Here is a 15,171-nt window from a genome sequence, read left to right as displayed (position 1 = left end):
TTGGTGCGGGTACGGGTGGACGGGCGCGGGCCGGCGGCGGAAGCCGCCCGCGGGGCGGGGGCCTTCACGGGGCGCCCGGGGGGAGGAACGGGAGGCCCGCCGGGGCGCCCGTCTCGATCAGGCGGAGCAGGGCGTCGGTGTCCGCGTGCTCGGCGATCAGATCGCCCAGCAGGTCCAGCTGCTCCTCCCGCAGCGCACCGAAGGAGGTGTCGGGCGCCGGGACGAAGCGGCGGCCCGACGCCAGCGCCACCTCCCGGAGGAACGCCCGCCGGAAGCCGTCCGACTCCAGCGAGCCGTGCCAGTGGGTGCCCCACACCGAACCGACGCGGCAGCCTTCGAGACTGCGTCCTTGGTCATCAGAGATGAACGTCTCCCCGCCGAGGACCTCGGCCACCCCGTGGTGGATCTCGTACCCGTCGACGCGCTCGCCGAGCGCGGTCCCGGAAGGCCGCTCCAGGGTCTTCTCCCGCTCGAAGCGGATCCGCACCGGCAGCAGCCCCAGCCCGGCCACCGAGCCGGCCCGCGATTCGACCTCGTCCTCGATGTGCTCGCCGAGCACCTGGAAGCCGCCGCAGATGCCCAGCACCGGCCGGCCCTCCGCGGCCCGCCGCAGCAGCGCGTCCGCGAGGCCGCGCTCGCGCAGCCACTCCAGGGCCTTGACCGTGCCCCGGGTGCCCGGCACCACGACCAGGTCCGCGTCGGCCAGTTCCTCGGCCCGGTCCACGAACCGCACCACCACGCCCGGCTCCGCCGCCAGCGCGTCGACGTCCGTGAAGTTCGACATCAGCGGCACCGCGCACACCGCGACCCGCAGCACGTCCTCGCCGACCGGCGGGGCCACCACCGACTCGCGGACCGCGCCCCGCAGGGAGACCCGGAGCCCGTCCTCCTCGTCGATGCCCAGCCCGTGCCGGAAGGGCAGGACGCCGTACGTCCCCCGTCCGGTGAGGGAGCGCAGCATCTCCATGCCGGGTTCCAGCAGCGACACGTCGCCGCGGAACTTGTTGACCATGTATCCGGCGATCAGCGACTGGTCCTGCGGCGACAGCAGCGCCGTCGTCCCGAAGAACGAGGCGAAGACCCCGCCCCGGTCGATGTCCCCGACCACGACCACCGGGAACCGCGCGGCCCGCGCGATGCCCATGTTCACGATGTCGGTCCGGCGCAGGTTGATCTCGGCCGGACTGCCCGCCCCCTCGCAGATCACGGCGTCATACGTGCCCCGCAGCTGCTCCAGGCAGTCCGTGACGACACCGAGAAGCTGCTCCCGCCGTCCTCCGTACAGCGCCTTCCCGGGGGACGCCGCGCCCGATTGCGGCTGCGCCGCGGGCCCGACACTCCCGAAGAACCCGCGGGCGCTCATCTCGCCCACCGGCTTGCCCAGCAGCACCACCTGGCTGCTCTGGTCGCTGCCGGGCTTGAGCAGCACCGGGTTCATCAGCGCCGTCGGCTCCACGCGCGCCGCCTGCGCCTGCATCGCCTGCGCGCGCCCGATCTCGGCGCCCTCGCGGGTCACGAAGGAGTTCAGCGACATGTTCTGCGCCTTGAAGGGCGCCACCTTCACGCCCTGCCGGGCCAGCCAGCGGCAGATGCCCGCCGTGACGACGCTCTTGCCCGCGTCCGATGTGGTGCCGGCGACGAGGAGTCCCCCGCCGAGCTTCCCGCCGCTCATCCGCGTCCCTTCCGTATGCCGTACGACACCGCACAGCGCAGTGCCACACACGCCCCCAGTGCCAGCCACGTCACCTGACGCGACAGCCGCACCGCGCGTTCGATGTCGGAGACCTGCACGGGCCGCCCCGCCCCGCCGTTCAGCACGGCCCGGTGCTCGACCCGTCCCCCGTACGCCAGGGTGCCCCCCAGCCGCACGCCGAGCGCCCCGGCGAAGGAGGCCTCCACGGGGCCGGCGTTCGGGCTCGGGTGCGCGGCGGCGTCCGCGCGCCAGGCCCGTACGGCTCCCCGCCGGTCGGGCCCGGCCAGTACGGCGGCCAGCGCGGTCAGCCGGGCGCCCGGCCAGCCCGCGAGGTCGTCGAGCCGGGCCGAGGCCCACCCGTAGCGCAGGTGGCGCGGCGACTTGTGGCCGACCATGGCGTCCAGGGTGTTCACGGCGCGGAACGCCAGCAGCCCGGGGACCCCGGCGGCGGCGCCCCACACGAGGGCCCCGACCACCGCGTCGGAGGTGTTCTCGGCGACCGACTCCACGACGGCGCGGGCCATCTGCTGCTCGTCCAGGGCCTGCGGATCGCGCCCGCACAGGTGTGGCAGCCGCTCGCGGGCCACCTCGGCGTCCCCGGCGGCGAGCGCGCCGCCGATGGCGCGGGCCTCCCGGCCCAGCGAGGTGCCGCCGACGACGGCCCAGGTGGCCGCGGCGGTCAGGGCTACACGGGCGGCCGCGGGACGGGAGCGCACGGCCCGGGCGCCCAGCGCGCCGACGGCGGCCGCGCCCCCGGCGCACAGGAGGGTGTGTACGACGCCCCTGCCGCGGTCGTCGCGCCACAGGGCGCGCTCGACGGCGGCGGCGGCTCGTCCGAAGGCGGCCACGGGGTGCCCGCGGCGCGGATCACCGAGGATCCGGTCGCCGATCAGGCCCGCCGTGGCGCCGTACGCGAAGACGCGGTCGGCACGCATGGTGCAGGTATGTCCTCACTCAGGGTCCGCGCCCTGGTTCGACGTGTCCGGCGGTGGGAGTTCCTGGCTCCCGGGGCGCACGAGCCGCGTGCTCCCCGGTGACAGTGGCGGGACCGCGCCGGATTCGCACCGGACTTCCTCTCCATGCCGCCGTATTGGCTCGGGCAGTCCACCACGCACCGCGAAGGCCCGTCAACTCGCCGTTGACCTGCGGCGAGGCAGGTGAACGGCACACGTCACAGACGTACGAAAGCTCCCCCCGGGAAACCCGGAGGGAGCTTTCGTACGCCGTGCCCGAATCGATCGGGTCGTGTCGGCCGGGATCAGGCGACGATCAGGTAGATCCCGTAGGCCACGGCCCCCGCGACGAGCGCGAAGCAGGCGTACGCACTGCTGCGGGCGAGGGTGGCGGTGCCGCCCTGCTCGGTGGCGGCCTCGTGCTTGGAGAGGCCCACCAGGCCCAGGGTGAACAGGGCCACGAGGGCGACGGTGGCGGAGAGGCTGACCCCGAAGACGGAGCCGAGTGCTGCCCAGTCGATCTTCATACTGCGGATTCCTCTGTCGTTCTCGGGGTCAGACCGCGGCGGCGGGAGCCGCCGGCGCGGCCGGGGCGGCCGCCGGGATGGTGGCCTTCAGGGCCTCGTCGGTGACCGCGGCGGTCGTACCGGCGGCGGCCTCGGCGGCCATCGTCGGCGGGACGGTGACGGCGGCCATGGCCGTGGTGACCACACCCGGCGCCTCGGCGGCGGCCGGCTGCACCTCGTTGACGTTGCTGTGGTCGACGACCTGGCGGCGCGAGATGAGCCAGATGGCGGCGCAGGAGGCGACCAGGAAGAGCGCGACCGCGGCGACGCCGACGTCACCGGTGCGCATGACCAGCTCGGCGCCGGAGGCGACGACGGCGGCGGCCGGCAGGGTCAGGCCCCAGGCGATGAACATGCGGGTGGCGGTGGACCAGCGGACCACACCGCCCTTGCGGCCCAGGCCCGCACCCATGACGGCGCCGGAGCACGCGTGGGTGGTGGAGAGGGAGAAGCCGAGGGTGGAGGAGGCCAGGATGACGCTCGCGGCCGAGGTCTGGGCGGCGAAGCCCTGCTGCGGCTGGAGGTCGGTCAGGCCGCTGCCCATGGTGCGGATGATGCGCCAGCCACCCAGGGAGGTACCCAACGCGATCGCCATGCCGGCGGAGACGATGACCCAGACCGGCGGGTTGGAGCCGGGCGCGAGCGCGCCGCCGGCGACCAGCGCCAGGGTGATGATGCCCATCGTCTTCTGCGCGTCGTTGGTGCCGTGCGCCAGGGAGACGAGACCGGCCGAGGCGATCTGACCGGCCTTGTAGCCCCTGGCGGAGGTCTTCTTGCCGACGTTCCCGCCCAGCTTGTACGTGACCTTGGCGGCCAGCATCGCGGCCACGCCGGCCACGATCGGCGCGGCGACCGCGGGGAGCAGCACCTTGGTGACGAGCGTGCCGCCGTTGACGGCGCCGAGGCCGGCGGAGGCGACGGCCGCGCCGACCAGGCCGCCCATCAGGGCGTGCGAGGAGCTGGAGGGGAGTCCGACCAGCCAGGTGACGAGGTTCCAGAGGATCGCGCCGACGAGGGCCGCGAAGATCACTTCCGGCTGGATGCCCTCTTCGTTGACCAGGCCCTTGGAGATCGTCTTGGCGACCTCCACGGACATGAACGCGCCGACGAGGTTGAGCACGGCGGACATGGCCACCGCCGTCTTGGGCTTGAGGGCGCCGGTCGAGATGGTGGTGGCCATCGCGTTGGCCGTGTCGTGGAAACCGTTCGTGAAGTCGAACACGAGAGCGGTGATGATCACGATCCCGAGGAGAAGCGTTATGTGCTCCATTTACCCAGGCTTCTGTTTGACGTCAGTGGCTCGGCGACCGTAGGCAACCTGGATGAACGGAAGGTGAACTGACTCCGGCGGAGCGGTGTACGGGCCCGTCGTGCCATCGGGACCTTCATCCCCATTTTGGCGCTGATACGGCGATTAATGCACGTCAAAGCTGGGTGAACGGATGGCTCCACCGGGGGCCCGAGGGCCCCGGACCCGCCTCGGAGACGCTCGCGGGGAGACGCAGATCACTCCCGGCCGCCGACCCCGGCGGACCGCCCCGGGATCTCTTCCCGGACCCGCCGGGCCGCAATCGGAACATTCCGCTCCAGTGGCCCGCTCGCGCTCCCGCCTCGACACTGGAGCCGTGCCTTCCGCCACAGCGACGGCCGCGGCCGTCGCGACCACTCTCGTCGGGGCCGGCGCCGCCGCGGTCGCGGCCGGCCGGTACGCCGCCGACGCCGCCCTGCGCCACGAACCCGGCCGCCCCCTGCCCGGCGGGGCCCGGCTCAGCGTCCACTCCAGCGGGTCCGGCCGGGTCGCCCTGACCCGCTCGCTGGCCTCCCTGCGCCCCGGTACGTACGGGCTCTGCGCCCCCGGGGTACACGCCGTGGTCGGACCCGTCCTCGACGGATTCGACCCCGGCCCGGACGCCGTCGTACGCCGGCTCCTCGCCGTCACCCACGGCAGCCTCGACCCCGGCGCCCGGGTCGCCCTCACCCCCCAGGTGTACGCGGGCAACCCGCGTACCGCCCTCGGGCTCGACCACGCCGACGTGGACGTCCCCGGCGAGCTCGGCGGGCTGCCCGCCTGGTTCGTGCCCGCCGCCCGCGACACCTGGGTGATCACCGTGCACGGGCTCGGCGCCGGCCGCGAGCACCCGATGGTGGTCATGCCCTTCCTGCACGGCCAGCGGATGCCCGTCCTCGACCTCGCCTACCGCGGGGACCTCGGGGCACCCGCGTCACCGGACGGTCTCGGCCACCTCGGTGAATCCGAATGGCGGGACGTGGACGCCGCGATCCGCTACGCCGTGCGCTACGGGGCCCGCCGGGTCGTCCTGCACGGCTGGTCCACCGGGGCCGCCATGGCCCTGCACGCCGCCGAGCGCTCGGCGCTCGCCGACCGCATCTGCGGGCTCGTGCTGGACTCGCCGGTCCTCGACTGGCACACCACGCTGCGCGCGCTCGTCGCCGCCCGCCGCACCCCGGCCGCGCTGGTTCCGTTCGCGGTACGGGCCGCCGAGGGGCGTGCCGGACTGCGCGCCGACCGGTCGGGGCCCGGGGCGGACCCCGGGGCGCTGCGCGTCCCCGTACTGATCTTCCACGGGCCGGACGACACGCTCGCCCCCTGGGAGCCCTCGCGCCGGCTCGCCGCGGCCCGTCCCGACCTGGTCACGCTGCGGACCGTCCGCGAAGCCCCGCACGGGGCCATGTGGAACGCGGATCCGGCCGGATACGAGGAGGCCCTGAGGCGGTTTCTGACCCCTCTTATGTGAAGGCCGTGTGCCGGACGGGGCAGGGCGGAGACATTTTCCCGGTATGTCCCCCCGGCGAGTGGCGATAATGGCTGGTTCCGTTTGGGCTTTCGGCCGGTGACGGGCGAGACTGCTTCCGTGACGTCCCGAAAGCCTGATGAGCAGTTGGCTCGCGACTCCAGACTCCGACTCGTCTCCCCGCGTTCCGTCGCCGCGGCCCGTAAGGCGGTGACCGACCGACGCGCCCGTTCCGCCTCCCGGCCCCCGGCGGGCACCCCGGCCACGGTCGAACTCGCGAGCCGGGCCCGGGCCTCGCTGGCCGACGCGGTACGGCTCGCCCGCTGGGCCGAGCTCAACCTCGGTGCCGGCGACGGAGGGCGGCCCGCCCCGGCGGGAGCGCTGCCCGCCGCCGACGTCGAACGCGCCGCTGGTGAACTGAACCTGACACACGGGCAGATCCGGGTCGGCTGGGACCGAGCCCGGCTCGCGGGCCTCGTCGAGGTGCACGGCGGCCAGGCCAGGCCCGGCTGGCGGCTGCGCGCCTGGGAACGCGACGACACCGCCGTACTGCGCGGCTGGGTCGCCCTGTTCGACGCCTGGTCGCTGGTCCACCCGGCCCCCGCCGACATCACCCCCGCGGTCGTCGCCGAGGTGGTGGAGGCGATGCCCCAACTGCTTTCCCTGCTCCAGCTGTCCGCCGGTCCCGTGACCGTTCCGGATCTGCTGGACCTGCTCGGGCAGAGGGTCACCGAACTTCGCGACGAGCGCTGCGAGATCCCGTACGACGCCCCCGCGCGCGAGACTTCGCCCGCGGACGGCGCGGGGTCCGACCCGGACGCCGGCCCCGAGGCGACCGGCCACACGGCGCCCGTCCCGCTCGCCCGGCTGCTGCGCTGGGCGCTCGGCGGGCTCGCCGCCGTCGACGCCGTCACCCTCGGTCCGGCGCAGGCCGCCCTCACCCCGCTCGGCAGCTGGGCCGTCTGGGTCAAGCTCGAACAGATCTGCGTCGCCGCGCAGAGCCCCGCCGGGAACATCGAGCAGTCCGCCGCCGCGATGCTGCACGGCTGTGCCCGGCTCACCCCGGGACCGGCCCGCGCCGAATACCAGGCCTGGCTCGCCGCCCGGCCCGTCGGCCACGCCGTCAGCGAACTGCTGCACGCCGCCCGCGGCGAGGACGCCCTGCTGCGCGGGCTCGCCTTCGAGGCACTGCGCGTGGTCGGCGCGCCGGCCGAACCCGAGGTGCGCGCCGCCGTACACGACCCGGCCCTGCGGCCCTACGCCCTGCTCTGGCTCGCCGAGCACGACGGGGTCGATCCCGACGAGGCGCAGGACGTGCTCACCGCCGAGGAGACGACCTGGCTCTGGGTGGACACCGCTGCCGCCATCGCCGACCACGGCGAGGCGGACCTGCTGGCGCGCCACCTCGACTCGGCCGTCCGGACCACCGTCCCGCGACTGCTGGACGAGGTCCGCGCGGTCGGCCACCCGCGCACCGTCCAGGTCCTGGTCGCCCTGGCGGCCGCGCACCCGGACCCGGCCCTGGCCAAGGCGGTCCGCCGGGCCGCCTTCCAGGTCCACACCGGCGGCGCGTAGCGCCCGGAGCGCCCGGAGCGCCGCGTACGGAGGAACGGGAACGCGCCGCGGGTCTCAGACCTGCGGCGCGTACGTCCCGAAGCTCCAGATGTTGCCCTCGGCGTCCCTGGCCATGTAGTCGCGGGACCCGTAGTCCTGGTCGGTGGGTTCCATCAGGATCTCCACGCCGTGCTCCGCGGCCCGCCGGTGATGGGCATCCACGTCGTCGACCACCACGTAGACCCCCACGGGCCCGCCGTCACCCATGGCCTTGTCGAAGGTGCTGCCGGTGCCCTTGCTGCCCAGCATCACCAGGCCGTTGCCGTACGCCAGCTCCGCGTGCATCACCGAGCCGTCCCCGCCCTCGTACACCGCGATCTGGCTGAAGCCGAAGGCCTCGGTGAGCAGCTTGACGGCCGCCTTCGCGTCGCGGTAACGCAGCGTGGGACAGATGGACGGAACGCCTGCCATGACGACCACTCCCTCTCGTGACGGTGACCTGCGTCACAGCATGGCAGGCGCCGCCGACGGTCAGCGGAAGGTGTTGCACTGGGCCATGTCGCCCGTGCGGTAGCCCTGGTAGAACCACTGCTGGCGCTGCCGGGCCGATCCGTGCGTCCAGGACTCCGGGGTCACCCGGCCCTGGAACTTCTCCTGGATCCGGTCGTCGCCCACCGCGGCCGCCGCGTCCAGGCCGTCCTTGATGTCCTGGTCGGTCAGGCTGGTGATCAGCGGCCGGCCCGTGGACTCGTCCGGGGTCCTCGTCGCGTTGTGCGCCCACACCCCGGCGTAGCAGTCGGCCTGCAGCTCCACCTTGACCGCGTTGCTGTTCGCGCCCTGCCGCCCGTCCTGGGCCTTCTGCAGGGTTCCGGTCAGGTTCTGGATGTGGTGCCCGTACTCGTGCGCGACGACGTAGGCCTGGGCGAAGGGGCCGCCGCTCGCGCCGAACTTCGTCCGCAGCTCGTCGAAGAAGCCCAGGTCCAGGTAGACCTGGCGGTCGGCGGGGCAGTAGAAGGGGCCGACCGCCGAGGTGGCGGCCCCGCAGGCGGTGTTCACGCGGCCGGTGAAGAAGACCGTCGACGCCGGGCTGTACCGGCCGCCGCGCCGGGTGAACTCGTCCTTCCAGAAGTCCTGGGTGCTGTTGACGACCGCGACCAGCCGGCAGTCCTCCCGGGTGTTCGCGTCCCGCCCGGTCCTGCAGGACTGCTGCACCTCGCTGACGGACGAGGAGGTCGCCGTCGCCTCCGGGTTCCCGGAGGACAGCCCCAGCTGGTCCGGGCCCACCCCGAAGAGCAGCCCGAGGATCAGTGCGATGAGGCCCGCGATGCCGCCGCCGATCGTCGCGCGTCCGCCCGGGACGCGGCTGCTGCGCACATCCTTGACCTCGGATGTGTCCAGGTTGGCGTCGTCGTCGAACTGCATCCCGCACCGCCTCGATTCAACGTGGCCGCCCCTGCGGCGGGTATCACCCGGTCCATCCTGATACGCGGCCTGCCCCACCGGGGTGATCCGTGCGCCGAACGGGCGACATGTCAAGGGCAGGACGCCCCCAAAACTGGTTGCGCACCCCCGGTAGAATGAATCCCATGGCAAATCTCCTCGCGGATTAGCGGCGTCGAAGCATCGCGTCCTGCCCCCCTTCCGCCGTCCCCCCGCCCTGGAGTATTTCCGTGATCACCGCCACCGGCGTCGAGCTGCGCGCCGGCGCCCGCGTCCTCATCGAGTCCGCTTCCTTCCGCATCGCCAAGGGCGATCGCATCGGCCTGGTCGGCCGCAACGGAGCGGGCAAGACCACGCTCACCAAGTGCCTCGCCGGCGAGGGCCAGCCCGCCGCCGGCTCCATCACCCGCTCGGGCGAGGTCGGCTACCTCCCGCAGGACCCGCGCACCGGCGACCTCGACGTCCTGGCCCGCGACCGGATCCTGTCCGCCCGCGGTCTCGACGTCCTGCTCAAGAAGATGCGCATGAACGAGGAGCGCATCGCGACCGGCTCCGGCGGCACCCGCGAGAAGGCGCTCAAGCAGTACGAGCGCCAGGAGACCGAGTTCCTCACCAAGGGCGGGTACGCCGCCGAGTCCGAGGCCGCGACCATCTCGGCCGCCCTCAGCCTGCCCGACCGGGTCCTCGGCCAGCCGCTGCACACCCTCTCCGGCGGCCAGCGCCGCCGCGTCGAGCTCGCCCGGATCCTCTTCTCGGACGCCGACACCCTGCTCCTCGACGAGCCCACGAACCACCTCGACGCCGACTCGATCGTCTGGCTGCGCGACTACCTGAAGACCTACCGCGGCGGGTTCGTCGTGATCTCCCACGACGTCGACCTGGTCGAGACCGTGGTCAACAAGGTCTTCTACCTGGACGCCAACCGTTCGGTCATCGACATCTACAACATGGGCTGGAAGCTCTACCAGCAGCAGCGCGAGGCCGACGAGAAGCGCCGCAAGCGCGAGCGCCAGAACGCCGAGAAGAAGGCCGCGGCGCTGAACTCGCAGGCCGACAAGATGCGCGCCAAGGCGACCAAGACCGTCGCCGCGCAGAACATGGCCAAGCGCGCCGACCGCCTGCTCGCCGGCCTGGAGGCCGTCCGCGCCAACGACAAGGTCGCCAAGCTCCGCTTCCCGGACCCGGCGCCCTGCGGCAAGACCCCGCTGACCGCCGAGGGCCTGTCGAAGTCGTACGGCTCCCTGGAGATCTTCACGGACGTGGACCTGGCCATCGACAAGGGCTCCCGCGTCGTCATCCTCGGTCTCAACGGCGCCGGCAAGACCACGCTGCTGCGCCTCCTCGCGGGCACCGAGAAGCCGGACACCGGCGAGGTCACCCCCGGCCACGGCCTCAAGCTGGGCTACTACGCCCAGGAGCACGAGACGCTCGACCCCGACCGCACGGTCCTGGAGAACATGCGCTCGGCCGCGCCCGACCTGGACCTGGTCGCCGTACGCAAGACGCTCGGCTCCTTCCTGTTCTCGGGCGACGACGTGGACAAGCCGGCCGGAGTCCTCTCCGGCGGCGAGAAGACCCGTCTGGCCCTGGCCACGCTGGTCGTCTCCTCGGCGAACGTGCTGCTCCTCGACGAGCCCACCAACAACCTGGACCCGGCCAGCCGCGAGGAGATCCTGGGCGCGCTGCGCACGTACAAGGGCGCGGTCATCCTCGTGACGCACGACGAGGGCGCGGTCGAGGCGCTGGAACCGGAGCGGATCATCCTGCTCCCGGACGGTGTCGAGGACCTCTGGGGACCGGACTACCGGGACCTCGTCGCCCTCGCCTGATCCTCCCGGAGCCGGTGATCCAGTTCCTTATGGATCATTCGGCTCAGGCGTGATCCATCATCTGAGTGAGACGGTCTCGTACCTCTGTGCTCTGTACGACGGCCTCGGCCGTGCCCGTCGGGGTACGCGTCCGGGGCCGCCGTTTTTTGTTCTCCGGCCCCTGACCTGGAGATTCCCGGTGAGAGTGGAGAAGTGTGATGGACGTCATGCAGCGGAAGAGGAGATTCCGTTCTGCTGATGTGTCCACGACTCGGGAAATGTCGTCGTACCGACCTTGCTGAATGGGTGGCCAGGAAGCCGGGGAGGGGTGATCATGAGAAGTCCAGAGCGCACTTCCCATGAGGAGGCACGGGTGGCCGAGACTCTGAAGAAGGGCAGCCGGGTAACCGGCGCCGCGCGCGACAAGCTCGCGGCAGACCTGAAGAAGAAGTACGACTCCGGTGCGAGTATCCGTGCGCTGGCCGAGGAAACCGGCCGGTCCTACGGATTCGTCCACCGGATGCTCAGTGAGTCCGGAGTCATTCTGCGTGGTCGCGGTGGCGCGACGCGCGGCAAGAAGGCGGCTTCGGCCTGACCCTGACCCGGGCCGTCAGGCCCGGGGCCGGGGTGGGTCGCGCTCGTCTGCCCACACCGCGGTTCCTTCGGTGACCCCCGGTCGGCCCTCCGGCCGACTGGGTGGTTACTGTGCAGTCACTTAGGCCGGGATTGCGGCCGACTGCACACCGGAGGCACACAGATGGCTCTGCTCGACAAGGACGGCGTACGGCTCACCGTGGACGACTCGGTCGCGACGGTGACACTGACCAATCCGGCCAAGCGAAACGCCCAGTCCCCCGCGCTCTGGCGGGCGTTGGCGGAGGCCGGAAGGTCGTTGCCGGGCACCGTCCGGGTCGTGGTGCTGCGCGGTGAGGGCAAGTCCTTCTCCGCCGGACTCGACCGGCAGGCGTTCACCCCCGAGGGTTTCGAGGGCGAGCCGTCCTTCCTCGATCTGGCGCGCGGTTCGGACGAGCTGCTCGACTCCACCATTGCCGAATACCAGGAGGCGTTCACCTGGTGGCGGCGCAACGACATCGTCTCCATCGCCGCCGTTCAGGGGCATGCGATCGGCGCAGGCTTCCAGCTCGCGCTGGCGTGTGACCTGCGCGTGGTCGCGGACGACGTGCAGTTCGCCATGCGCGAGACCAGCCTGGGTCTCGTGCCCGACCTGGCCGGGACCCAGCCGCTGACCTCGCTGGTCGGCTATGCCCGCGCGCTGGAGATCTGCGCGACGGGCCGCTTCGTGCATGCCGAGGAGGCCGAGCGGGTCGGTCTGGCCAACCTGGTCGTACCCGCCGATGAGATGGACGCGGCGGTGCAGGACCTCACGACGGCGCTGCTGGCTCCGCCGCGCGATGCCGTGATCGAGACGAAGGCACTGCTCCGCGACGCCGGATCCCGGCCCTACGACGCCCAGCGCTCGGCGGAGCGGGCCGCCCAGGCCCGCCGTCTGCGCGATCTGGCCGGCCTCTCGGACTGACCCGGAGTTCCGGGGGCTCCCGCCCCCGGACCCCGGTCGGCCCCGTCAGGGGATCAGGAGGGCCTTGCCCGGGATCTCGCGGGCTTCCATCGCGCGGTGCGCCCGCGCGGCCTCCGCCAGCGGGAACCGCCGCGCGATCACCGGGCGCAGCCGCCCCGCCGCCGCCTCGGCCAGGGCGAAGCCCGCCAGGCGGGTGATCTCCGCCGGCGGGAACTGGACCTCGGCGATCCCGCGCAGCGCGATCCCGCGCCGCTGCGCCTGCGCCGGCTCCAGTGCGGTGAAGCCGCCGCTGGGGGCGCCGTGCGCCGAGACCCGTCCGCCGTCGCGGACCAGCCCGAATCCGGCCAGGCCCAGCTCGCCGCCGACCCCGTCCAGCAGCACGTCCACCGGACCGCCGACCGCCTCGGTCCACCCCGGCTCCGTGTAGTCCACCGCCCGGTCCGCGCCCAGCTCCCGGATCAGCGCCAGCTTCCGCCCGCCCCGCGCCGCCCCCACCACGTACGCCCCCGCGGCCACCGCGAACTGCACCAGCAGCGTCCCCATCCCGCCGGCCGCGCCCAGGATCAGCACCCGCTCGCCCGCCTCGATGCCGACGCCCTCCACGATGCCCGAGCCGGTCACCCCGTCGTGCGCCAGCGCCGCCGCCTCCGCCGCCTCCAGCCCGTCCGGGACCGGGACCAGGAATTCCACCGGGACCCGGACCAGTTCCGCGTACGTCCCCTTCGTACCCGGGGCCGCCACCACCCGGCGCCCGCGCCAGCCCGGGTCCACCCCCTCGCCCACCGCGACGACGGTGCCGGCGGCCGCGCCGCCCGGCACGTACGGCGGGTGGATGCCGAAGGACTCGCCCCAGCCACCGCGGATCTGGGTCTCCACGAAGATCGTGTCCACGGCCTCGGCCCGGACCACCACCTCGCCGGCCCCCGGCACCGGATCCGGCAGTTCCACCGGCACCAGGACCTCCGGACCGCCGTACCCGTCCACCCGTATCGCCCTCATGATGCTTCCCCCGCCCTGTCCGAAAACGGCCTCTCGGCCTTGATCACTTGCCCACTCTCCGACCTCAACCGCAGTTGAGGTCAAGCAGCGGCGGGGATCCTTTCCCGGCCGACCGGAGTAGTCCCGATGCGCCGCCGGGGCACCGCGCATACCGTGGTGCGGAGTGAGTCCAATCCGTGCGAAGGGACACGCGATGACCGAATCCACATCCGGGGGTGCCTCGCGCAACCCGGCCGACCGCGGCCGCACCACCATCTCGGACGGGGTGGTCGAGAAGATCGCCGGACTCGCCGCCCGCGAGGTGGTCGGCGTCCACGCCATGGGCAGCGGCAGCGGCCTCTCCCGTACCTTCGGCGCCGTCCGCGACCGGGTGCCCGGCGGCGCGAAGTCGTCGGCCACCCGCGGGGTGAAGGCCGAGGTCGGCGAAGTACAGACCGCCCTCGACCTGGAGATCGTCGTCGACTACGGCGTGTCGATCCGCGACGTCGCGAGGGCCGTCCGTGAGAACGTCATCTCGGCGGTCGAGCGGATGACGGGCCTGGAGGTCGTCGAGGTCAACATCGCGGTCAGCGACGTGAAGCTGCCCGACGAGCCCGACGAGGAGCCGGAGTCCCGACTCCAGTGAAAGTGAAGGAGGAGCCCCCATGAGGATGGCCGTGGTCGGCCTCTTCGCCGGCATGGCGCTCGCGTTCGCCGGATACTTCGGCGGATTCGGGGCCTTCCTGCTGGTGGCGGCGCTCGGCGCCATCGGCTTCATCGTCGGCCGGTTCCTGGACGGGGACCTGGAACCCGGCGTCTTCTTCCGCCCCCGCCCCCGCGACCGCGACAGGTGAGGCCCCGATGACCACGCCACGGGTGGTTCCCCCACACGCGCCCCCCGCCGAACGGGGGGCCACCCGGATCGCCGACCGGGTCGTCGCCAAGATCGCGGCCCAGGCCGCCCGCGAGGCCCTCGCCGCACAGCCGGACGGGCCGCCCCGGGCCGTCGGGCCTGCGGGTGGCTCCAGTGCCTCCGGTTCCGCCGCCGGGCAGGCCGCCCCGCACGCCACCGTCACCGTGCACCACGACATCGCCCGGGTACGGGTGAGCCTGGAGCTCGACTACCCCTCCGACCTCGCCGCCCGGTGCGCGGCCGTCCGCAGCCAGGTCGTCCGCCGCGTCGAGGAGTACGCCGGCATGTCCGTGCCCGAGGTGGACATCGACATCGAGCACCTGCACTCCGCGCACACCCGCACCGCCGCCCTGCGGGACCGGAAGCTGCGGTGACGGCGCCCGCCCCCGGCCAAGCCCCGCCCCGGGAAGCGGACCCGGCCCGCGTCCGCCGCTTCCGGTCCGCCCGGCGGATCCCCTCCGCGCTGACGGCACTGGCGGTGCTCGGTGTGGCGGGCCTGTTCCTGTACGACCTCGCCGCCGTACGGGCAGGCCGCCCCGGCATGCAGTGGCGCGCGGAACTCGCCCACCAGCTGGAGCAGCAGACTCCCGCGGACCCGTGGGTGCTCGTCGGCGCAGCGGTACTCGCCGTGGCCGGGGCGGTGCTCCTGCTCCTCGCCCTCACCCCGGGACTCCGGGGGATCCTGCCGATGCGGACGCCGGACCCGGACGGCGGGGTACGGGCCGGGCTCGGCCGCAAGGCCGCCGCGCTGGTGCTGCGGGACCGGGCGATGGAGGTGTCCGGGGTGCGCTCGGCGCGGGTCGCGGTGCGGCGGTCCCGCGTCGCGATCCGGGCGCAGTCGCACTTCCGCGAGCTGGACGACGTACGGGCCGACCTGGAGGAGGTCCTGGCCGTCGGCATCGGGGAACTGGGCCTCGCGCACGCGCCTCAGCCGCGGGTACGGGTCACCAGGGCCCCCGTCGGGAAGAGGTGAGGG

At 73.2% G+C, this 15,171-nt stretch carries 16 protein-coding genes and 1 riboswitch; of the genes, 9 read left to right on the top strand and 7 right to left on the bottom strand.

Annotation, left to right across the window (positions count from 1 at the left end; genetic code table 11):
• Positions 1–64: 64 nt before the first annotated feature.
• From ACFXGI_RS13395 to ACFXGI_RS13380, 4 genes are all read right to left on the bottom strand, one after another.
• Positions 65–1,672 (bottom strand): cobyric acid synthase, encoded by a 1,608-nt coding sequence (locus tag ACFXGI_RS13395; protein ID WP_384705540.1) that lies wholly within the window; start codon positions 1,670–1,672, stop codon positions 65–67.
• Entirely contained in the window at positions 1,669–2,628 is a 960-nt protein-coding gene (locus ACFXGI_RS13390) for a cobalamin biosynthesis protein (protein WP_384705539.1), read from the bottom strand. Before ACFXGI_RS13390 ends, ACFXGI_RS13395 begins: the two co-directional genes overlap by 4 nt.
• Positions 2,629–2,665: 37 nt before the next feature.
• A riboswitch (cobalamin riboswitch) is annotated at positions 2,666–2,817 on the bottom strand.
• Positions 2,818–2,951: 134 nt separating this feature from the next.
• A complete protein-coding gene (locus ACFXGI_RS13385; RefSeq protein ID WP_384705538.1) occupies positions 2,952–3,173 on the bottom strand; it encodes a hypothetical protein in 222 nt (73 codons plus the stop codon).
• 28 nt (positions 3,174–3,201) lie between these two features.
• A complete protein-coding gene (locus ACFXGI_RS13380) occupies positions 3,202–4,482 on the bottom strand; it encodes an anion permease (RefSeq protein WP_384705537.1) in 1,281 nt (426 codons plus the stop codon).
• Between the two features lie 355 nt (positions 4,483–4,837).
• Between ACFXGI_RS13380 and ACFXGI_RS13375 the strand changes: the two genes are divergently transcribed.
• A complete protein-coding gene (locus tag ACFXGI_RS13375; protein ID WP_384705536.1) occupies positions 4,838–5,968 on the top strand; it encodes an alpha/beta hydrolase family protein in 1,131 nt (376 codons plus the stop codon).
• A gap of 117 nt (positions 5,969–6,085) precedes the next feature.
• Positions 6,086–7,540 carry a hypothetical protein gene (locus ACFXGI_RS13370; protein ID WP_384705535.1) on the top strand — a complete coding sequence of 485 codons (1,455 nt, stop codon included), beginning with the start codon at positions 6,086–6,088 and terminating at the stop codon, positions 7,538–7,540.
• 54 nt (positions 7,541–7,594) lie between these two features.
• Here the strand turns inward: ACFXGI_RS13370 and ACFXGI_RS13365 are convergent, their stop codons facing one another.
• Both ACFXGI_RS13365 and ACFXGI_RS13360 read right to left on the bottom strand, forming a co-directional pair.
• Positions 7,595–7,990, bottom strand: a complete 396-nt coding sequence (locus ACFXGI_RS13365; RefSeq protein ID WP_384705534.1) for a VOC family protein — start codon at positions 7,988–7,990, stop codon at positions 7,595–7,597.
• Between the two features lie 60 nt (positions 7,991–8,050).
• On the bottom strand, positions 8,051–8,941 hold the full coding sequence (locus ACFXGI_RS13360; RefSeq protein ID WP_384705533.1) for a neutral zinc metallopeptidase: 891 nt from the start codon (positions 8,939–8,941) through the stop codon (positions 8,051–8,053).
• Between the two features lie 248 nt (positions 8,942–9,189).
• Between ACFXGI_RS13360 and ACFXGI_RS13355 the strand changes: the two genes are divergently transcribed.
• The 3 genes from ACFXGI_RS13355 to ACFXGI_RS13345 all read left to right on the top strand — a co-directional run bounded on the left by ACFXGI_RS13355 (position 9,190) and on the right by ACFXGI_RS13345 (position 12,304).
• On the top strand, positions 9,190–10,788 hold the full coding sequence (locus ACFXGI_RS13355; protein ID WP_384705532.1) for an ABC-F family ATP-binding cassette domain-containing protein: 1,599 nt from the start codon (positions 9,190–9,192) through the stop codon (positions 10,786–10,788).
• Positions 10,789–11,140: 352 nt separating this feature from the next.
• Positions 11,141–11,362, top strand: coding sequence for a helix-turn-helix domain-containing protein (locus ACFXGI_RS13350; protein WP_030163146.1), 222 nt, complete (start codon positions 11,141–11,143; stop codon positions 11,360–11,362).
• Positions 11,363–11,524: 162 nt separating this feature from the next.
• Positions 11,525–12,304 carry an enoyl-CoA hydratase/isomerase family protein gene (locus tag ACFXGI_RS13345; RefSeq protein ID WP_384705531.1) on the top strand — a complete coding sequence of 260 codons (780 nt, stop codon included), beginning with the start codon at positions 11,525–11,527 and terminating at the stop codon, positions 12,302–12,304.
• A 45-nt stretch (positions 12,305–12,349) separates the two neighbouring features.
• On the opposite strand, the gene ACFXGI_RS13340 is transcribed toward ACFXGI_RS13345, so the two are convergent.
• Positions 12,350–13,303, bottom strand: a complete 954-nt coding sequence (locus ACFXGI_RS13340) for a zinc-binding dehydrogenase (RefSeq protein ID WP_384705530.1) — start codon at positions 13,301–13,303, stop codon at positions 12,350–12,352.
• A 193-nt stretch (positions 13,304–13,496) separates the two neighbouring features.
• Between ACFXGI_RS13340 and ACFXGI_RS13335 the strand changes: the two genes are divergently transcribed.
• The 4 genes from ACFXGI_RS13335 to ACFXGI_RS13320 are packed head-to-tail and all read left to right on the top strand — an operon-like array spanning position 13,497 to position 15,168.
• The gene (locus tag ACFXGI_RS13335) at positions 13,497–13,928 is read left to right on the top strand and encodes an Asp23/Gls24 family envelope stress response protein (protein WP_078860112.1); all 432 of its coding nucleotides are present in this window, start codon (positions 13,497–13,499) and stop codon (positions 13,926–13,928) included.
• A gap of 19 nt (positions 13,929–13,947) precedes the next feature.
• Entirely contained in the window at positions 13,948–14,136 is a 189-nt protein-coding gene (locus ACFXGI_RS13330) for a hypothetical protein (protein ID WP_384705529.1), read from the top strand.
• 7 nt (positions 14,137–14,143) lie between these two features.
• Complete coding sequence (locus ACFXGI_RS13325; protein ID WP_384705528.1) at positions 14,144–14,569, top strand: hypothetical protein; 426 nt, start codon at positions 14,144–14,146, stop codon at positions 14,567–14,569.
• Entirely contained in the window at positions 14,566–15,168 is a 603-nt protein-coding gene (locus ACFXGI_RS13320) for a DUF6286 domain-containing protein (protein WP_384705527.1), read from the top strand. Before ACFXGI_RS13325 ends, ACFXGI_RS13320 begins: the two co-directional genes overlap by 4 nt.
• Positions 15,169–15,171: the final 3 nt, after the last annotated feature.

This window comes from Streptomyces sp. NPDC059355 (genome assembly GCF_042752335.1).
In the GTDB taxonomy this organism is placed as follows: Bacteria; Actinomycetota; Actinomycetes; order Streptomycetales; family Streptomycetaceae; genus Streptomyces.
The sequence above is the reverse complement of the archived record's forward strand: the minus strand, read 5'-3'. Positions and strand labels throughout refer to the sequence as shown.